At 63.4% G+C, this 18,978-nt stretch carries 20 protein-coding genes; 8 read left to right on the plus strand and 12 right to left on the minus strand.

Annotated features, from left to right (window positions below; all coding sequences use genetic code 11):
- Positions 1-114: 114 nt before the first annotated feature.
- A complete protein-coding gene (locus J5Y21_RS06460) occupies positions 115-1,050 on the minus strand; it encodes a DUF559 domain-containing protein (protein ID WP_210573813.1) in 936 nt (311 codons plus the stop codon).
- A gap of 172 nt (positions 1,051-1,222) precedes the next feature.
- On the opposite strand from J5Y21_RS06460, the gene J5Y21_RS06465 reads away from it, so the two are divergent.
- Together J5Y21_RS06465 and J5Y21_RS06470 are read left to right on the plus strand one after the other, a co-directional pair.
- On the plus strand, positions 1,223-2,563 hold the full coding sequence (locus J5Y21_RS06465) for an O-acetylhomoserine/O-acetylserine sulfhydrylase (RefSeq protein ID WP_210573814.1): 1,341 nt from the start codon (positions 1,223-1,225) through the stop codon (positions 2,561-2,563).
- Positions 2,560-3,702 (plus strand): homoserine O-acetyltransferase, encoded by a 1,143-nt coding sequence (locus J5Y21_RS06470; protein ID WP_210573815.1) that lies wholly within the window; start codon positions 2,560-2,562, stop codon positions 3,700-3,702. Before J5Y21_RS06465 ends, J5Y21_RS06470 begins: the two co-directional genes overlap by 4 nt.
- Before the next feature lie 10 nt (positions 3,703-3,712).
- Here J5Y21_RS06470 and J5Y21_RS06475 read toward each other — a convergent pair whose 3' ends face one another.
- The 6 genes from J5Y21_RS06475 to J5Y21_RS06500 form a co-directional block, all read right to left on the minus strand.
- Positions 3,713-4,363 (minus strand): metallophosphoesterase, encoded by a 651-nt coding sequence (locus J5Y21_RS06475; protein WP_210573816.1) that lies wholly within the window; start codon positions 4,361-4,363, stop codon positions 3,713-3,715.
- A gap of 132 nt (positions 4,364-4,495) precedes the next feature.
- A complete protein-coding gene (locus tag J5Y21_RS06480; RefSeq protein ID WP_210573818.1) occupies positions 4,496-4,906 on the minus strand; it encodes a PIN domain-containing protein in 411 nt (136 codons plus the stop codon).
- Positions 4,906-5,145, minus strand: a complete 240-nt coding sequence (locus J5Y21_RS06485) for an AbrB/MazE/SpoVT family DNA-binding domain-containing protein (RefSeq protein WP_210573820.1) — start codon at positions 5,143-5,145, stop codon at positions 4,906-4,908. Before J5Y21_RS06485 ends, J5Y21_RS06480 begins: the two co-directional genes overlap by 1 nt.
- A 70-nt stretch (positions 5,146-5,215) precedes the next feature.
- Positions 5,216-5,815, minus strand: a complete 600-nt coding sequence (locus J5Y21_RS06490) for a class I SAM-dependent methyltransferase (protein WP_210573823.1) — start codon at positions 5,813-5,815, stop codon at positions 5,216-5,218.
- A gap of 1 nt (position 5,816) precedes the next feature.
- On the minus strand, positions 5,817-6,137 hold the full coding sequence (locus tag J5Y21_RS06495) for a DUF3017 domain-containing protein (protein WP_210573917.1): 321 nt from the start codon (positions 6,135-6,137) through the stop codon (positions 5,817-5,819).
- Positions 6,138-6,231: 94 nt separating this feature from the next.
- A complete protein-coding gene (locus J5Y21_RS06500) occupies positions 6,232-7,089 on the minus strand; it encodes a bifunctional methylenetetrahydrofolate dehydrogenase/methenyltetrahydrofolate cyclohydrolase (RefSeq protein WP_210573824.1) in 858 nt (285 codons plus the stop codon).
- Positions 7,090-7,112: 23 nt separating this feature from the next.
- Between J5Y21_RS06500 and J5Y21_RS06505 the strand changes: the two genes are divergently transcribed.
- Positions 7,113-7,583: a tRNA (cytidine(34)-2'-O)-methyltransferase gene (locus tag J5Y21_RS06505; protein ID WP_210573825.1), complete on the plus strand. Its 471-nt coding sequence runs from the start codon at positions 7,113-7,115 to the stop codon at positions 7,581-7,583.
- 177 nt (positions 7,584-7,760) lie between these two features.
- Here the strand turns inward: J5Y21_RS06505 and J5Y21_RS06510 are convergent, their stop codons facing one another.
- The 3 genes from J5Y21_RS06510 to J5Y21_RS11680 form a co-directional block, all read right to left on the minus strand.
- Positions 7,761-9,197 carry a PH domain-containing protein gene (locus tag J5Y21_RS06510; protein WP_210573826.1) on the minus strand — a complete coding sequence of 479 codons (1,437 nt, stop codon included), beginning with the start codon at positions 9,195-9,197 and terminating at the stop codon, positions 7,761-7,763.
- Positions 9,194-9,643 carry a PH domain-containing protein gene (locus J5Y21_RS06515; RefSeq protein WP_210573919.1) on the minus strand — a complete coding sequence of 150 codons (450 nt, stop codon included), beginning with the start codon at positions 9,641-9,643 and terminating at the stop codon, positions 9,194-9,196. Before J5Y21_RS06515 ends, J5Y21_RS06510 begins: the two co-directional genes overlap by 4 nt.
- Positions 9,644-9,755: 112 nt before the next feature.
- Positions 9,756-10,625, minus strand: coding sequence for a cytochrome b/b6 domain-containing protein (locus J5Y21_RS11680; protein WP_246875021.1), 870 nt, complete (start codon positions 10,623-10,625; stop codon positions 9,756-9,758).
- On the opposite strand from J5Y21_RS11680, the gene J5Y21_RS11685 reads away from it, so the two are divergent.
- The gene (locus J5Y21_RS11685) at positions 10,624-11,136 is read left to right on the plus strand and encodes a hypothetical protein (protein WP_246875022.1); all 513 of its coding nucleotides are present in this window, start codon (positions 10,624-10,626) and stop codon (positions 11,134-11,136) included. The two genes, J5Y21_RS11680 and J5Y21_RS11685, sit on opposite strands and share 2 nt — an antisense overlap.
- Positions 11,137-11,335: 199 nt before the next feature.
- Positions 11,336-11,662, plus strand: coding sequence for a type II toxin-antitoxin system HicB family antitoxin (locus J5Y21_RS06525; RefSeq protein WP_210573922.1), 327 nt, complete (start codon positions 11,336-11,338; stop codon positions 11,660-11,662).
- Positions 11,663-12,045: 383 nt separating this feature from the next.
- On the opposite strand, the gene J5Y21_RS06530 is transcribed toward J5Y21_RS06525, so the two are convergent.
- Complete coding sequence (locus tag J5Y21_RS06530) at positions 12,046-15,195, minus strand: error-prone DNA polymerase (RefSeq protein ID WP_210573828.1); 3,150 nt, start codon at positions 15,193-15,195, stop codon at positions 12,046-12,048.
- A gap of 138 nt (positions 15,196-15,333) precedes the next feature.
- Between J5Y21_RS06530 and J5Y21_RS06535 the strand changes: the two genes are divergently transcribed.
- The 3 genes from J5Y21_RS06535 to J5Y21_RS06545 are packed head-to-tail and all read left to right on the plus strand — an operon-like array spanning position 15,334 to position 18,004.
- Positions 15,334-16,209 carry a MetQ/NlpA family ABC transporter substrate-binding protein gene (locus tag J5Y21_RS06535; protein WP_210573830.1) on the plus strand — a complete coding sequence of 292 codons (876 nt, stop codon included), beginning with the start codon at positions 15,334-15,336 and terminating at the stop codon, positions 16,207-16,209.
- The gene (locus J5Y21_RS06540; RefSeq protein WP_210573832.1) at positions 16,209-17,309 is read left to right on the plus strand and encodes a methionine ABC transporter ATP-binding protein; all 1,101 of its coding nucleotides are present in this window, start codon (positions 16,209-16,211) and stop codon (positions 17,307-17,309) included. The genes J5Y21_RS06535 and J5Y21_RS06540 overlap by 1 nt, the downstream gene beginning before the upstream one ends.
- Positions 17,309-18,004, plus strand: a complete 696-nt coding sequence (locus J5Y21_RS06545) for a methionine ABC transporter permease (RefSeq protein WP_210573834.1) — start codon at positions 17,309-17,311, stop codon at positions 18,002-18,004. Before J5Y21_RS06540 ends, J5Y21_RS06545 begins: the two co-directional genes overlap by 1 nt.
- On the opposite strand, the gene J5Y21_RS06550 is transcribed toward J5Y21_RS06545, so the two are convergent.
- Positions 17,991-18,908: a sucrase ferredoxin gene (locus tag J5Y21_RS06550; RefSeq protein WP_210573836.1), complete on the minus strand. Its 918-nt coding sequence runs from the start codon at positions 18,906-18,908 to the stop codon at positions 17,991-17,993. The two genes, J5Y21_RS06545 and J5Y21_RS06550, sit on opposite strands and share 14 nt — an antisense overlap.
- Between the last annotated feature and the right edge of the window lie 70 nt (positions 18,909-18,978).

The raw sequence follows: 18,978 nt of genomic DNA on the forward strand, positions 1-18,978 counted from the left end.
CCACCTGGGGTAACTAAGTTTTGGGGTTAACATCTGGCGGGGGCTAACAACTGGGGCTAACAACTAGAGTTCACCTCGACGCCCACACCCACCGCCACAACCTTCAATCCCCTCCTACTGCACCAACCGTTCACCAATGAGCCCGCTGGCCGCCAGTGCCTGGCGAACCTCGGCGAGGAACCGGTCGGGGTACTTGCGCACAAACCAGGGCGCATAGCGGAGAAACACATAGCCACGGTTTGCAATGAGTTTTTGCCGGTTGAATTCGTCTTGGCGGACTTTCTCGGCGTCGGGCCCGGAGTATTTCTTCTCTCCGTCGATTTCGATCACAAGCCAGCTGTCGATGAGTAGGTCAACGTAGTATCCACCGATTTTGTACTGGGCTTGTACAGGCCCAATACCAGCTTCGATGATCAGCCCCCGAGCGAGTGATTCGTAGGGCGAATCAGAGTCCGGGATGGCGTGCTCAAGGCACCGGCGGGCAGTCCTAATCCCCTTGGCGCGCCCCATTCGCTGGATTCCGCGCAGGATCTCGGTGCGTTCGATTCCGCGGCGTAGCAGGTAGTCGGCGGCGATGAGCCCTTCGAGGAAGCCATGGTAGCGGGCGATATCGATGAAGGTGCGGATGGGGCTGGTGACTGGATGCCCCTCGTACATCACCACGTCACTCGGCTGGATCTGTGAATGCCGAAATTCGTAGTTTCCGGAGGCCATCCGGCTGCGTGATACGCCACGGGACGGAAGACTCACTTCGACCTTCTCCTCGGTGCTGGCTATGACCCATATTCCGAGTTTCCGTGCGGCGGACCGTCCCGTCAGAATGGCGGTGGCGCTCACCATGGCGGCGGCTTCGACGCGCAGCCACTGCTGTTCGTGATATTTGAGTTCCTCCCACAGTTCACGCGGGTAGTGGATGAGCGCCGCGAGCTCCTCAACGTCGCCCTGAAAATCTTCATCGGCCACACGCCTATCGACGATCCCTTCCCGCAACTCCCCCTTCCTCATTTCCCATTTCTTCAGTTCGTCCTGGTTTTCTCTATCGATCCCCATGCCCACTTAGACTGCGCAGCCCCCAAACCGGTTCCGCCGCCGATTTAGATTCACGGAGCCCGCCCAGCCCGCATCAGCAAATAGACAGCTTGGTCCACTTTTTGATAGGACCGCAGACCACCGGCACCGAAAAGTGCTTGCAGACACCCAGACCCCCTCCTAACTTGGTGCCATGGCGAACGAGCAGAAGACCCGGTACGACAACAGCGCAGCAAGCGACTGGTCCTTCGACACCCGCGCGATCCACGCGGGCCAGAGCGTCGACAACGGGGCTGGTGCCAGAAACCAGCCGATCTACATGACCACGTCGTACGTGTTCGACGACACCCAGCACGCGCAGGACCGCTTCGCGCTCGCGGATCCGGGCCCGATTTACACGCGCATCACCAACCCGACGCAGGAGGCGCTGGAGAATCGGCTGGCGTCGCTCGAGGGCGGTGTCGCGGCGGTGGCGTTCGCATCCGGCATGGCGGCGGAGACTGCGGCGATCACGAACCTGGCGAGTGCGGGCGACCACATCGTCACCTCGCCGCGCCTCTACGGCGGCACGGAGACGCTCTTCGAGGTGACGCTGCCCCGCCTCGGCATCGAGGTCAGCTTCGTCGACAACCCGGACGACCCCGCTAGCTGGCAGGCGGCAGTCAAGCCGAACACGAAGGCGTTTTATGCCGAGACCTTCGGCAATCCGATCGCGGATGTGCTGGACATCCCGGCAGTGGCAGAGGTCGCGCATGCCAACCAGGTGCCGCTGATCGTGGACAACACCATGGCCACCGCAGCGATCGTCCGGCCGCTCGAGCACGGCGCGGACATCGTCGTTGTGTCCACCACGAAGTTCTACACCGGCAACGGCGCAGCACTCGGCGGCGCGCTTATCGACGGCGGCTCCTTCGACTGGACCATCACCCGCGACGGCGAACCGGTGTTCCCCTACTTCGTCAACCCCGACCCCGCCTACCACGGTCTCGTCTACGCGGATGTGGGTGCGCCGGCATTCGCAGTGAAGGCGCGCGCGGGTATCTTGCGTGACACAGGCGCGGCCATCTCGCCGTTCAATGCCTGGGTGGCGCTGCAGGGGATGGATACGCTGGGCCTGCGCGTCGATAAGCATAATGCGAATGCGCTGAAGGTCGCGGAATACCTGGCGGGCAAGGACGAGGTCGCGCACGTGAATTTTGCGGGCCTGCCAGATTCGCCGCACTACGCGACGAAGGAGAAGCTCGGCCTGAAGTACACCGGCTCCGTGCTGTCCTTCGATCTCGCGGGCGACGCGAACGACAAGGCCACGGCGTGGAAATTCATCGACGCGCTGAAGCTGCACTCCAACCTGGCCAATATCGGCGATGTCCGCTCGCTCGTCGTCCACCCCGCGACCACGACGCACTCGCAGTCCAACGAGGCCGGTCTCAAGCGCGCGGGCATCACGCAGGCGACGATCCGCCTGTCCGTCGGCATCGAAGACATCGACGACATCTTGGCCGACCTCGACCGCGGCTTCGAGGCCATCGCATGATCAACCTCCCGCCCGAAGGCGAGCTCGCCACACAACAGATCGGCGACGTTCACACAGAAGCCGGCGCCACGATCCGCGACGTGCACATCGCTTATCGACGTTGGGGCGCCTTCACCGGCAACCCCCACGGCCGCAATAACCTCATCCTGGTCGAGCACGCCCTGACCGGCGACTCAAACGCCGCCGGGTGGTGGGAGGATCTCATCGGCCCCGGAGCGCCGCTGGACACTGACCGTTTCTGTGTCATGTGCACGAATGTCCTCGGTGGCTGCGCCGGCTCGACCGGCCCGTCGAGCGAGCACCCCGACGGCGGGGCGTGGGGGTCACGCTTCCCCGCCATCTCCATCCGCGACCAAGTGCGGGCTGAAGCGCAGTTCCTTGAGAGTCTCGGGATCAACAGCATGCACGCCATCGTCGGTGGCTCCATGGGCGGGGCACGCGCGCTGGAGTGGACGCTCATGTACCCGGACTGGCCGAATTATTCCTGCGTGATCGCCATGTCCGCGCGGGCATCGGCGTGGCAGATCGGCATTCAGACAGCGCAGATCACCTCAATCGTGCGCGACCCGGACTGGCAGGGCGGGGACTACCACGGCACCGGCCGTTCCCCCGACGCAGGCCTTGCCGCCGCCCGCCGCATCGCCCACCTGACCTACCGCGGCGAGCTAGAAATCGACGAACGCTTCGGCACCATGGCCCAGCCCGGCGAAAACCCCTTAGGCGCCTACCGCGACGAAAACCAGCGCTTCGCCGTGCAGAGCTACCTCGACCACCAAGGAAAACAACTGGTCGAGCGTTTCGATGCCGGCTCGTACGTCGCCATCACCGAATCCCTATCCCGCCACGACATCGGCCGCGGCCGCGGCGGACTCAACCGCGCGCTCGCGCAGATCAGCGTGCCCACCATGGTCGTCGGTGTGGACACCGACATTCTCTACCCGTTCCACCAGCAGGAGCACCTGTCCCGCAATATCGGGAACCTGCTGGCCATGAACAAGATCGTCTCGCCCGTCGGCCACGACGCCTTCCTGGTGGAGACCCGCCAGATGGGCCACATCCTGCGCAACTTCGTCACGCTGGCCGACCAGACCCCGTCTGCGACGGACCTGGCCAAGCAGCGCGGCAACTACGAGATTTAACGGCCGGGGATTAGATGTCGCGGACGGCCACGGTGCCGTCGTCAAGCGAAGCGATGAGCGCTTTGCCCATGCCGACCCAGCCGATGAAGGGGTCGCCCGACAGCACAACGCGTTCGTGGACGTGGCCCAGCAACCATGCGTCATAGTTGCACGCAGTGAGTTCATCCACGGTGCACGGCATGCAGGCGTGATTCGAGTACTCACCGGTGACGGAACTGTGCAGCAGACCGAGATTCGGCGTGCCCTCAACGGGAGCCGGGAAATCAGGAACGATAGTGCGCGGGTCGCGGTCGATCTCGACTGCTGCTGTGTGCAGAGCCCACTGCCCCGCCCGAATCGTCTGCGGCTCAATACCTGCAACCACCACACCCGGCGGGATCACGTCGGTGAGGTCGTGGTGCACGTCGTGGTTTCCTGCGATGAACACGACTGACTCGAAGAGCTCGAGGCCCCGCTCGAAGAACTGCGTGACCTCGGTGTACGTGTGGTCGGTGAACCGCTTCCGGTCGATGACATCACCGAGCATCACCACGTGGCGCGCGCCCGCTTCGGCGCCACTGCCGAGGGCGCTTAACGCCCATTCAATGCCGGGACCGATCTTTTTGTCGTCTTTTTGCTTGCGCCCGAGGTGGATATCAGCGAGAACAAGAACTGGTTCCATGACTGTCAGCGTATCCCCACTGAAAGAGACTGACGACCGCGGTCCGCATCGCAGATCGGCATCCAGACCGCACAGATCACCTTCACCGTCCGCGACCTGGACTGGCAGCGCGGAACCTACGAGATTGAGCTGCTACGGAATGAGTTCAAGCGTCACTCCGAGAGCGAAGTAATTCGTGTACGCACGCTTGTCCAAGCTGGCTAATGACGCTTCGTTCTCCAGCACAGTAAGCGCGATGAGACCGTCGTAAACTGCACCGCCCTTGATTCCGGCACTAGCTAAACGGCGGTGCACCTCCCGTGAAGCGGCTTCCGGTAAGGAGAGAACGCTCTCAAATGTCCCGTCTATCACTCTTACCGCGTCGACTTCCGTGAACCGGCTATCGCCAGGCAATCTGGTCAGCACCGAATATGTCTCTGCGAGAGAGTGCGCGCAGAGAGCGAGATTCTTCCCCCTCGACCAACGCTGTAATCGTTCATGACTGCTGTGATTTTGCAAGAGCAAAGGAACTGCCGCACTTGTGTCGAGCGCGATTACGCCCATTACATACGTCCTGCATCAATGAGCGCCAAGATGTCCTCGTCAGTGATTGGGGTTGAGCCACGCCCGACCAGGCGACCGTCTTCTGTTTCGACAACCTCGGCTGTCCGACCACCGGGGATGATGGTGATTCCGCCTCCATACGCTGAAACATCCACGGTCGAGCCAGGCGTGAGACCGAGGGAATCGCGCAGGGCTTTGGGCAGCAGAATCCGCCCACCAGAGTCAATCGTCGCTTCCATGGGAATAGGTTACCACCTGGTTCCCATGCTTAGATGGGCAAAGATTCTGTCCGAATGCATCCACCCACCTCTAGGTACGCTCAGCGGCGACAGCGATATGCGCCCGCTTCGTTGCGGTCTCGGGACGAGTTTCCGATCTACGTATCCGAAAGCCGGCGTTTTCAATTAGACGTTTAATTTCGTCCTCCGAGTAAGCCGTCGCCGCGGTGACTCGGTGATCGAAAAGCGTGCGGGAAGGCGCAAGAAAGCCACCATAAATGAGTACTCCTTCCGGAACGAGGATCTCAGAGATTCTTTGTAACGCCTTGGACATTTCACCCGGCGACATGTGGATCAACGAATACCAAGCAAGCACCCCGCCTACTCGTTTGATCTCTCCGCTGAGACTCGCGATGTCAGTTACCGAAAAGTCGATGCCCGGATACGTACTGCGTGCATGATTCACGAACTCGGGAACCAGATCCATCCCAGCAGCTTGATGCCCTAATCCGTTGAGGTACGCCGTCAGATGACCTGGCCCGCAGCCTACATCGAGAACATCCGCGACTCCTTCAAATCCTTCCGATATGAAGGATTTATCCGCCTCTTCAACCGAATCGATGCTCCCTAAGAGCTCGATGTACGTGCCCGCCACAAATGAATAGGCTTCCCGCGTTCTACGCGAAGTCACGCTAACCCCCCAGCGCGTCCACGGTCACGGCGAGCCACACGAGTGCGGCACCAATGGCGCCAGTGAACATCGCGTCGAAGCGGCGGGAGCGCACCGCCAGCAGGCCCATGACCTGCGAGTCGCAGGTGAGACGGCAGACGGTGAGCCACAGCATCGCGGCGCCGAGTGTGAAAGTGGCGCGGCGCCAGTGCTCCGTCACGGCGAACAGGGTGGCGATCAGAAAACCGACGACGAACAGCCCCACGAGCACTTGCTGGACGCGCACCGGCAACGTGGACGGTGCGTTGCCGATGTCGTGCGGGTTGTCCAAGCTCGGCGGCACCGGGCTGTTCGCCGCGGTCGAGCCTGACGAGGCGCGCGAAACTGCCGGCTGCGGATCAACTGCCGGAAACTCAGCGCGCTTCAGCGGGTCACCGTTACTCGGCTGCTGCAAGCCGCTCGGCCCTCTCGACGATATTGCGCACCAGGAAGGTTCGGGTCATGGGGCCGACACCGCCCGGGTTCGGGGAGACCCAGCCGGCCTTCTCCCAGACGTCGGGGTGGACGTCGCCGGTGGTCTTGCCGTCGACACGCGAAACGCCGACGTCGAGCACAGCAGCGCCTTCCTTGATCATGTCGGCGGTGATCATGTGGGGCTTGCCGGCGGCCGCGATGATCACGTCGGCGCGGCGGGTCTCAGCGGCGAGATCCTTCGTGCCGGTGTGGCACAGCACCGCGGTGGCGTTGATGTCGCGCTTGGTCAGCATGAGGCCGATCGGGCGGCCGACGGTCACGCCGCGGCCGATGACGCACACGATCGCGCCGTTGAGATCCACGCCGAAGCGCTCGAGCAGGGCAAGCGAACCATTCGGGGTGCATGGCAGCGGCGCGGGCTCGTTGAGCACGAGACGGCCGAGGTTGACCGGGTGAAGGCCGTCCGCGTCCTTGTCCGGGTCGATGAGCCCCAGCACACGGTTCTCGTCCAAGTGCTTCGGCAGGGGCAGCTGCACGATGTAGCCGGTGACGGCGGGGTCGTTATTGAGTTCGTCGATAAGCGAATCGAGCTCTTCTTGCGTCGTGTCTTCGGGGAGCTCCTTCATGATCGACGCGATGCCCAGCTGCTCACAATCCTTGTGCTTCATGCGCACGTAGTTCTGGCTGGCGGGATCCTCGCCGACGAGCACCGTGGCCAGACCCGGCGTGATGCCCTGCTCCTTCAGGCGAGCGACGCGCTCGGCGAGGTCCGCGAAAATCTCCTCGCGGTAGAGTTTTCCGTCCAATTTGATCGCAGTCACGCGCACCATTCTAGACTTGCGCCGTGAGCGACCTCCACGTCATCTTCGATAACCCCGTCATCCCGCCGAATACCGGCAACGCGATCCGCATGTGCGCGGGCACCGGCGCCACGCTGCACCTCGTGCGCCCCTTGGGCTTTTCGCTCGACGACAAGCACCTGCGCCGCTCCGGGCTCGACTACCACGACCTCGCGCACGTCGAGGTCCACGAGAACATCGACGCTTGCTTCGCATCGCTTATCGACGGCCCCATCTACTCCTTCACCACCTCCGCCACCCGTCACTACACCGATGTGGATTTCCAGCCGGGCACCGCTCTCCTGTTCGGGACCGAGCCGACTGGTCTGCCCCGTGAGCACTCCCACCACGAGCGCGTGACCGATCAGTTGCGCATTCCGATGCTGCCCGGTCGACGGTCGATGAACCTGTCCAATTCCGCCGCTGTGGCCACCTACGAGGCTTGGCGGCAGCTCGGGTTCCCCGGCGGAGTGTGACTGCTGAACGGCTCGGCTTTCCTAGTTATCGCCGAGCGGCGGGAGCTCACGGGAGCTAGCGCGCACTTTTCGCGGGCACTCCTGAGAAAATCAACACCCAGGATATGCGACTTCGCGCATAGATGCAGGTAGAACGTATTTGACGGAATTTTCCGCGAACCTCGGATGTCGATTTTTTCAGGCATTGAAGGTTGAGCCAGTGGAAAATTGGTTTTCTTGCTCCGCGAAAGCCGGGAGCTCGCGGGCGCTTAGTTCCGCGACCACCGCCCACGCATCTGCCGTGTCCAGGTCGCGCGCAGTCATTTTCACCGGTCCGGGCACGAGGTCGAAGCGGACGTGAGCCAGATTCATCATACGCTGCACCGGCCCCTGCTGGTAGGTGATCTCCTGGATGTGGGAAACGTCAATGAATTCGAACTGGCGACCGAGCAGACCGTGACTGGTGGTGGCCCACACGCTCGCATCCGGGGCGGGGCGGAGGGAGAGGGCTTGGCGGGAGGCGTCGATAGGCGATGGCACGCGTGCGCGCTTCGGTGAGCGGATATCCCACGTAGGCGCGGTGACGTGCTCGGGAGTAAGAGGGCTGAGTGCGGTGATGAGGTCCACCGCCTGCTCACGCGAGCCGATCGGCAGCAGGCGCGACGTGCCCGATTTCTTGTTCGTCTCGCTGCCGTACCCGGCGATATTCACCGACACAGCCCACCACCCGAACGGCCGCCACAACATCGGCTGGTACAACCTGACCGCGTGGATCCGGTCGAGCGGCACCGCCTGCCTGCGCCGGTTGGCCAGCCCGTACGACAGGTTCATTACCTCCCCGTCCAGCGTTGCCGTGTAGCGCCAGGACTGGTCGATCTGGTTCCAGATCTGTGGGATGAAGCCGACCAGGACGGGGAAGACCACCGCGAAGGTGACCTCGGTGAGCACCGGCAGCAACGACATGGCCACGGTGAACACTGTGGACAGTCGCAGCGCCGCACCGGCGAGCGAGCGGGCGACCGGGATGGGCGGGATGAGCGCGGGCGCGGCAAGCGTGGTGGGACCGGTCTCGCTGGTAGCGCCGTCGGGCTCGGCCGCAGCTTTTTCTGCCTCGGCCGGCGTCATCTCCGCGTCCGGACCTTCAGCGGCGATGCGGTGGAGGAGCTCGCGGCGGAGCTCATCTGCTTCAGCGCGGGGAACATAACCGATCTCGATGGCGGAATCGGATCCGCCGGCTGCTTCGACCCGCACGGCGGCGAGTCCGAACAGGCGGGGCGCGAACGGCTCGATGACGTCGACGGCTTGAATCCGGTTGTAGCGGGTGGCGCGGACTTTGGTGCTGATCAGCCCGCTGCGCATCTCCACCTCGTCCTCGCCGAGACGGAATCCAATGCGGGACCACCACAGCTGAGACAGGGCGAACGCCAGCACGATGACGGCCACGACCACACCTGCGACCTGCGCGATCTCTCCCGCAGACCACGACTCCCCCGCACCGCGCTCGATACCTTTGAGCAGTGTGGTGGTGAAGTTGAACACCAGAAGGGTGGCCAGCGCGGCGGCGAAGGCCCAGGCGCGGAGGAAGGGGGTGAGGCGGTGGACGCGTCGATAAGCGAATGCGTTGGGGGACGTCACAGGCCGCTCATCCGCTCGCGCGCGTTGACGGCGAGGCGCTCGCGCAATGCGTCGGCGTCTGCCGCTTCGAGGCCGGGGATTTTCGCGTCGGTCGAGGCCGACGCGGTGTGGAGCGTGACGCCTTTGAGGCCGAGCGGGCGCGTGAATGGCCCGGTGGTGACGTCCACGAACTGGATGCGGCCGTACGGCACGACCGTGAACGTCTGGAACATCTTGCCCTTGGAAATCAGCAGCTCATCGTCCGTTTCGAGCCAACCGAGATTGCGCACGCGCAGCGGAATCATGATCGCCTGGAACACGAACCACACGCCCGTGACCGCCGCGCCGATCCACCAGCGGCCGCCGATAAAGAACTGCGCCGCGAGGAACCCACCCGCGATGACGAGCGCCCACATGATCTGGGCGATGTAGCGCGCCGCGATGAGCTTGCTCGACACCGGGTTCATCGCGGAAGCGGAAGTGGGAAGGGCGGGCACGGGGTCGTCGTCAAGCGCGTGCTTGGCGCGGGTGTGTGATTGAGTTGCTGCAGACTCCGGAGACCTCTCCATGAGCGCTACCCTACCGCGCGGTGACCTCGCCGAACTTGCGGGCCACGGGCGCGAGCACCGCCGGCTTCGTGGCCACCCACGCGCCCGCGATGACCGCGAGCGAGACCGCGAAAATGATGAAGCCGAGCCAGTTATTGGCATACACATCGGGGTTGACATCCCCGCGCGCGGCATACATGTTGTTCAGGTTGCGCAACACACCCGTGGCCAGCACCAACACCACGTGAATGACGAGGAACAGCAGGAAGTAGATCATCACCGGGAAGTGGATCTTGCGCGCCACAGCCGCCGGGAAGATCTTATTCGCCGTCTGCCACTCGTTCTTCCACCAGTAACTCATGCGCACACCCGACGCGATCGCCAGCGGCGCCGCGATGAACACCGTCACGAAGTACGCCAGCTGCTGCAACGCGTTGTAATTCACCCACGCGTTCTCCGTCGGCCAATCCAGACTCAGGTACTGCAGACCCGCCGACAGCGCATTCGGGAACACCTCCCAGCTCGTCGGCACCACGCGCATCCACTGGCCTGTCGCTGCGAGAAGCACCACAAAGATCACACCGTTGACGATCCACAGAACATCCAGCGCCAAGTGGATCCACAACGTCAAGCTGATCTTCTTCCCGCCGCGCTTCGGCCGCCAGTACGCGTCCGGTTTGCGCTGCGTGCGCACCTGCCAGCCCGTCTTCACGATCAACGCCATAAAGAACATATTGAAAAAGTGCGACCAGCCGACCCACGCCGGCAGCCCCACCGGCGCGTTCTCCGGCAGCGGGTTCTCACCCGGGAAGCGCGCCACGAAGTCCTGCCCCGCACCGCTTCCCAAAAACGCCCTCGACGCCGCGACAGCCAGCGCCAACAGCGCCACTGCGCCCAGCATGCCGAACACAACTAATCGACGCCAACCGGTCGGTTTCGCCCCCGTCGGCTTCGCATTGGTCGGCTTGGATCCAGTCGGAGTTTTTGCTGCCGCGGGCTTTGCCCGAGACGCGGGTTTGCTCGTTTCTGGCTTACTCGCAGCCGCCGGTGCGGCGGTGGACGCAGGTTTCGCACTTCCCGGCGCGGCAGGTGCTGTGGGAGGTTTAGGAGCGGCCCCGCCCGGAACTGCCGGTGCAGCGGGCGGTTTAGGAGCAGCCCCGCCAGGAGCTGCTGGTGCAGCGGGCGGTTTAGGAGCAGCCCCGCCAGGAGCTGCCGGTGCAGCGGGAACAGCCGGAGGTGTCGGCACCGAGTTTCCTGGTGCAGCCGGGGCCTTCTTGGGCGAATCCGTGGTGGGAGCGGCCGGTGGCTTCGGTGCCGCGGCACCCGGCGCGGCTGGGGCCGCCGTGGTTTTAGTAGCAGCCGGCGGCGCAGGGACCGCGGGTGCGTTCGGGGCAGAAGCGCCCGGTGCCTGAGTCGCGGCGGGCGGCTTGGGGGCTGCCGGAACGTCGTTGGGCGATGCTGCCTTCGGAATATTGTTGCTAGTCATCGCTGCATAGATTATCCAAGCCGGTCAGTTGGGTGGAATCGAACCTAGTGCGGTGAGGGGTGCGGTACTATATTTGGTACCACTCAGACATGGGGTCAAGTATCGAAGAGATCTTGAGAATTCACATGAACGCTGACAAATACACCTATCAGGTTGGCTGGTCCCAGGAGGACGAGCAGTTCGTTGCAACGGTCCGGGAGTTCCCGTCGCTCTCCTGGCTGGAAGATTCCCGAGACGCCGCCGAAAAAGGCATCCTTTCCCTCGTCGAGGAGGTTTTGGCGGACCTTTTAGAAAGCGGCGATCCAGTCCCACAACCGCTTGGGATGCGTGAGTTCTCCGGGCGGTTCAATGTCCGCATTTCACCGTCGCTCCACCGGAAGCTCGTTGACGAAGCTGAAAATGAGGGGATCTCGCTCAATGCCCTCGTGAGCCAAAAGCTTGCCTCTGCCTGAGGCTGAAGAAAACATCTGGAACGCACCAACGGGTGAATCTGTTTACATCAGCACGATCTTGCTAAATGCCGGAATCGCGCTGACCTTTCCTTATAAAACATGTCGCACATGGGGCATGTAAACAGATTCACCGGTCGGTAGAGACCGACCACCGCGAACGCTCCAGGCAGCACCGGCGCGGCGGGCGCAGCAAACGAAGTGGGAGCCGCCAGTGCGAGAACCACGGTGGATCTGCTTTACATTTGGGCCCTCTGCCCTGCATAGTGAAAATCCCCTGACATGGGCTTATAAGAAATGAAACACTTTGGGAATGCAAAGTAGATCCACCCGCCTGCAAGGGCCAACCAGACTCGCCTCCTTCTATGACCTGCCCCGAGCACGCGCTACCGGAAATCGCGGGACCCGCGGCTGAGCCACTCCCCCATTTCCAACGGCTCGAGTTTGTCGGCAAGCACGCTGACGGCGCCGGAGGCGTTCTCGACGATGCCGCGGACGATGAGGGCTTTGGCGGTACGGGCAAGGATCTTCTGCCGGTTCCACAGGCCTTTGGGAATGATGATGTTGGTCAGGCCGGTCTCGTCTTCCATCCCGAGGAAGGTCACACCGGCGGCGGTGCGCGGGGCTTGGCGGTGAGTGACCACGCCGGCGACGCGGATACGGGTGCCGTCGGGAATGCGTTTCAGGTCTGCGGCGGTTAGAACGTTGCATCTGGTCAAAGCATCACGCAGCATGTCCATCGGCATGAGGCCGGGGGTGACGCCGGTGGCGGCGATGTCGGCGGCCATGAGTTCGAAGGAGTTCATGCCGGGGAGGGCGGGGGCGTCGATAGCTGAGAGGCCGGGCAGCATGCCGTCGCGTTCGGTCGCGGCGACGCCGGCCTGCCAGAGGGCCTGGCGACGGTCGACACCAAAACAATCTAAAGCCCCCGCACGAGCCAGCGCTTCGACGTGCTCGACAGACAGATCCGCACGCCGGGACAGGTCCGGAATACCGGTGAAAGCGCTGGAAGCCTGGGCAGTCTCAATCCGTTCAGCGGCTTTCGCCCCCAACCCCTTGATCAGGTTCAACCCGACGCGGATGGTGCCGGAATCGACGCAACGGGCCTCAACACCAGAAGCATTGACGTCGACAGGCAGGACGGTGACGCCGTGGCGGCGGGCGTCCTGAATCAGGGACTGCGGGGAGTAGAAGCCCATCGGCTGGGCGCGCAGAAGACCGACGCAGAACTCGGCCGGGTAATAGCGCTTGAACCAGGCGGAGAAATACACCAGCGAGGCAAAAGACTGGGAGTGGGATTCGGGGAAACCGTAGGCGGCGAACGCGACGATCTTCTGCCACAGGCGGTCGGCCGTGGCGTCATCAATCCGGTGAGTGGACCAACACCCGTCGAAGAACCGCTGGCGCAGCGCAGCCATTTTGGCGGGCGAGCGCTTGGAGCCCATGGCGCGGCGCAAAGAATCAGCCTCAGCGCCGGTGAAGCCGGCGGCGTCGACGGCGATCTGCATGAGTTGTTCCTGGAACAGGGGGATGCCGAGGGTTTTGCCGAGGGATCGCTCGAGGACGGGGTGATCGTAGTCGACAGGCTCGAGACCGTCGCGTCGGCGCAGGTAGGGATGGACGGACCCACCCTGGATCGGGCCGGGCCTGATCAGGGCGACTTCCACGACCAGGTCGAAGAACCGCCGTGGTTTGAGACGCGGCAGGGTGTTCAGCTGCGCGCGGGACTCGACCTGGAAGACACCGACGGCATCGGCGCGGCAGAGCATCTCGTACACACTCGGATCAGCAAGATCGAGCTCCCACAGGCGCACCTCGCGCCCGGTGGTCTCACGCACGAGGTCGATCATGTGGTGCAGCGCTTCGAGCATGCCGAGCCCCAGCAGGTCGAATTTGACCAGGCCAGCGGCAGCGCAGTCGTCTTTGTCCCACTGCACGACGGACCGTCCCTCCATGCGGGCCCATTCCACCGGCACGACATCGGCGATGGGCCGGTCGCAGATCACCATGCCGCCGGAGTGGATTCCCAGGTGGCGGGGTTGTCCTTTCAGTTGCGCGGCCAAGGTCTCAACGCGGGCGGGAGGCGAGGCGATGCCTTTGGACCACGCGTCGGCAGCGCCCGCCGGGTAGCCGAGCGCGCGGGCGGCGTCGCGCACTGCGCCTTTCGTGCGGTAGGTGATCACGTTGGCCACCTGCGCGGCATTCTCACGGCCGTAGGTTGCGTAGGTGTACTGGATGACTTCTTCGCGGCGGCCGGATTCAATATCGATGTCGATATCGGGCGGCCCGTCGCGGTCCGGCGACAGGAAGCGCTCGAAGAGGAGACCAGCGGAAATCGGATCGACATTCGTGATGCCCAGCGCGAAGCACACCGCGGAGTTCGCAGCTGATCCACGACCTTGGCACAAAATATTCGCGTCGCGGCAAAACGAGACGAGGTCATCGACGATCAGGAAATAGCCGGGAAAACCGAGTTGCTCGATGACGCGGAGCTCGTGTTCGATCTGGGCGCGGGCGCGTTCGCGCACGTCGTCAGGGCGCGCGGCGTACCGTTCGCGACCGCGTTCCTCCACGAGTTTCCGCAGCCAGCTCATCTCGTCGTGACCATCGGGCGTGGGAAAACGCGGCAGCTGCGGTACGACAAGGTCGAGGGTGAACGCGCACTGCTCGGCGAGCTCAACGGTGAATGCGAGGGCGTCGGCGCAGTCGGGGGCCATCGCCAGCAGTTGCTCGCCAGAGCGCAGCCAGTTCGCGCCCATCGGGTGCACGTCGCGGTACGAAGACGCAATCGCTTGACGACGCCCCAATGCCCTCTTCGCCCCCGCCAACCTCGCCCGCTCCCTAGTCGCCGCACCTGGAGCAGCAGTGATAATGGTGGGGATCTCGGGGTGAGCATGCAGTGCGGCGTGGCGGTCAGCGTCTTCCGGAAGCATGGAGATCTCGAACTCCCTGACCGCTCGGTCTATTCCAAAGCATTCGATCAGATCATCGATACGGTCAGCCCAGCGCCACCCAGCCAGGGCAATGCAGGTGCCATCCAATTCAGCGGCGATATCGTGCAAGGGCGGGTAGTACAGCACACCCTTCTCCCCTCCTGCCATGTGCGCGCGGGCCATCAGACGAGACAGGCGGCGGTACCCCTCGGGGCCGCGGGCGATGAGGGGCAAAGGCGGGGCGTCGAGAAGCGAAAGCTCCGCGCCGAAAACCGTAGGGATATCGGCTTCCGCCGCTGCTTCGGCGAATTTGACCGCACCGTAGAAACCATCCCTGTCCAGCACACCAAGTGCGGAAAGGCCGAGCTCACGGGCGCGGGCGACCAACTCTTCAGGTTCGCTCGCCCCACCGGTATCCGACAGAAAGCTGTACGTGGACACGGCATGAAGTTCGGCAAACGGCACGGTCGGCTGTCCGCGCGGGATGCGCTCGCGGGCCGGTTCGCGGGTGTGGTCGACGGGCACGGGTGTAGGCCCGGGCCGGCCGGAGAGCACGCGCTCCAGCCGCGACCAGGTCAAGCCTTCTCCGCCACGAAAATCCACGCCATCAGGATAGCGCTGATCGAAACTGTGTTCCAATCTGAGATTGCCCGGCGTGAACCCAAACTAGACTAAGCGGTACACACGGTGTTACATTCTTCTCACATTCTTTTCACGACGATCAAGAAAGCAGGAAGCGACATGCGCCTGAACCGTGTAATCGCAACCGCAGCAGCCTCCATCCTGGCTGCTACCGGCCTAGTTGCATGCTCCTCTGATTCCGCAGAGGGCGGCGATGAACAGGTCATCCGCATCGGCACCACCGACTCCGACCAGAAGGCATGGTCTGTGTTCGTGGACAAGGCGAAGGAAGAGGGCATCGATCTCGAGCTCGTCCCCTTCACCGAGTACACCCCGGTGAACCCGGCGCTGGCCGAGGGCCAGATCGACGTCAACAAGTTCCAGCACATTCTCTACCTGGCCCAGTACGAGGCATCCTCCGGTGAGGACCTGCGCATCGTCGGCTCCGCCGAGATCAACACCCTCGGCCTGTTCTGGAAGGACCACGACTCCCTCGACGGCATCGAGGGCGAGAAGATCGCCATCCCGAACGACCCGTCGAACCAGGGTCGCGCCATCAACGTTCTCGTCCAGGCTGGCCTGCTCAAGGTCAAGGACGGTGCCGACAAGCTGAACCCGACCCCGGCCGACATCGACAAGGACGGCTCCAAGGTCGAGGTCACCCCGGTCGACGCCTCCCAGACCCCGACGGCCTACAACCAGGGCGACCCGGCGATCATCAACAACAACTGGCTCTCCCGCGCCGGCATCGACGCGTCCACCGCTGTCGCTTCCGACGACCCGAACTCCGAGCTGGCTGAGCCGTACATCAACATCTTCGCTGTTCGCGCCGAGGACATCGACAACCCGACCTACGAGAAGCTCGTCGAGATCTGGCAGACCCCTGAGGTCACCGATGCCCTCAACGAGGATTCCAACGGCACCGCCGTCCAGGTCCAGAAGTCCAAGGAGGACCTGAACGCCATCCTCGACCGCCTCGTGGAGGAAGCGAAGTAATGGCCGAAACAGTCGGCACCAGGATCGAATTCCGGGACGTGAACAAAGTGTTCCGCCCCCGGAGGAAGGGCCCCAGCGTCCACGCGCTGGACAACGTCAATCTCACCGTCGAACCGGGCGAGATCTTGGGCGTGATCGGGTACTCGGGTGCCGGCAAGTCCACGCTCGTGCGCATGATCAACGGGCTGGACACCCCCACCTCGGGACAGGTCTTGCTGGACGGAACCAATATCGTCGGTATGCCGGCCAAGCAGCTGCGCGAGGTACGCCGAAATATCGGCATGATCTTCCAGCAGTTCAACCTGTTCTCGTCGTTGAACGCAGCGGGCAATATTGAATACCCGCTGAAGATGACGAACATGAGCGCCGCTGACCGCAAGGCCCGGGTCGCGGAACTGCTCGACTTCGTCGGCCTTTCCGAGCGCGGCACGAACTACCCGGAGCAACTCTCCGGCGGCCAGAAGCAGCGCGTCGGCATTGCCCGCGCGCTCGCCACGAGTCCCTCGCTTTTGCTTGCCGACGAAGCCACCTCCGCCCTCGACCCCGAGACCACCCAGGAAGTCCTGGCTCTGCTCAAGGAAGTCAACGAGCGCACCGGCATCACCATCGTGGTGATCACCCACGAGATGGATGTCATCCGCGCCATCGCCGACAAGGTGGCTGTGATGGAGGACGGCAAGATCGTTGAGCACGGCTCGGTGTACGAGGTCTTCTCCAACCCGCAGACCCAGGTGGCGCACCGCTTTGTGTCCACCAGCCTGCGCAATACCCCGTCGGCCGCTGAAGAACACGAGCTCATGGGCAAGGAAGGCCGCCTGTTCACGGTCGACCTGACCGCCGAGTCCGGTTTCTTCTCCGCAGCCGCGAAGCTGCAGGAGCGCGGCGTGAGCCTTGATGTGGTCCACGGTTCCGTGACCACGCTGCAGGACCACTCCTTCGGCAAGATGACCGTCCGCCTGACCGGCGACCACGAGGCCATCGAGGAGTTCTACTCCACTCTGAGCCAGACCACCACGATCAACGAGATCACAGCTGGCACCACTCCTGCTACAGGATCCACGACAGGATTCACCGCCGTGACAACTGGGGAGGCTCACTAATGACTGCCACGAACCAACTCATTCTCGCCGCCGGCGAGGTCGATTGGGACCGCCTCGGCCCCACCTATCTCAATGCCATCAGCGACACCCTGTTCATGGTGGTCATCACCATGATCGTGAGTGGCTTCTTCGGCCTGATCATCGGCCTGTTCCTGTACACCACCAGACAGGGCGGAGTGCTGCAGAACAAGGTCGTCTACTGGGTGCTCAACATCCTGGTGAACTTCTTCAGGCCGATCCCGTTCATCATCATGATCGCCATGCTCTACGCCGTCACCTTGGCGGTGGTGGACACCACGATCGGCCGCGAGGCCGCCACCTTCGTGATGTGCGTGACCGCCACCTTCACCGTGGCCCGCATCGTGGAGCAGAACCTGGTGGCCATCGACCCGGGCGTGATCGAGGCGGCCCGCGCGATGGGCGCCGGCCCGTGGCGCATCATCCGCACCGTGATCATCCCGGAGGCACTCGGCCCGCTGATCCTGGGCTTCACCTTCATTTTCATCGCCGTGATCGATATGTCCGCCATGGCGGGCTACATCGGCGGCGGCGGTCTCGGTGACTTCGCGATCGTCTACGGCTACCGCGCCTACCAGCCGCAGGTCACCTGGGTGGCCGTGATCACCATCGTGGTCATCGTTCAGCTGGCGCAGCTTCTGGGCAACTACCTGTCACGCAAGGTCATGCGCCGCTGACAGAGCTGACAGAGCTGACAGCCCAGTACGAACCAGTCTTCGGTTCATCGCCGCAGGAGGACACCACTCCTGCGGCTTCTTCTTTACGCAGGGAGACGGTGAATGTGCGGGCGGAGGAGGCGTCGATAAGCGAAATGGACGCTGTATTGTCGCCGACCTCCGAGTGATCGACCGACAGCTGGCCGTAGGCGACCTCGCCCCCTTCGCGCTGGAGGTGCGCGGCGACGGCGATTTCCGCGGCCTGCTCGGGCGGGGTGAGTGTGCCGCGGCCGCGGTTACCGGGCACGAAATACTGCGCGCGCATCGCCGCGGCGAGCATCGCCTCCGTCGCCTCGAGATTCATGCGGCCGAAGCTGTAGCCCCACGGCATGAGCAGCAGCGCGGGCGCGAAACGATGCCCCTTGACGTGGGAGGTCTCCCACACGACATCGCCCGTTTTCTTGAACGGATAGCGACGCTCCAGCTCGCTGACCAGCGGGCGGCCCTTCACGGCGCAACAGCGGTCGCGCTTCGCGTGGGTGCACACGAGCAGCAGCGGCGCGATGCGCGTCTGCCCGCCGTTTTTGCCAGGCCCCGATAAATCGAGGTCAAGGATCGCCTCCGGGCCGTCGACGTGCAGGACTTCCGTGACCCCGATATCGGAGAACACGATGTAGAGATGATGGTCGTCGATCGCGCGCCCCTCGCGCGTGGGATGGCGGATGAGCTGCAGCGACGCGCCCGCTTCCTTCATCTTTGCCTTGAGCCTTGCGGTCAACTCCGCGCCGAAAGTGCCACCGTCCAAAATGTCGTGGCTCCACGGGCCCGGATACTCGAAGAGCACGTACACGCCCGCTTGCTTCGCAGTGCCGGGCAGGGGCTCAACTTCCACATCAGAGCACAATGTTCGGCGGTCCACAGACATGCTTCTAAGGGTAGCCTATCTTTCAAAACAGCCTCAAAGTAGCTTATCGACGCTCCCTGCTCCTCCCCAC

The sequence above is a fragment of the Corynebacterium sp. Marseille-P3884 genome (assembly GCF_017942225.1).
Lineage (GTDB): Bacteria > Actinomycetota > Actinomycetes > Mycobacteriales > Mycobacteriaceae > Corynebacterium.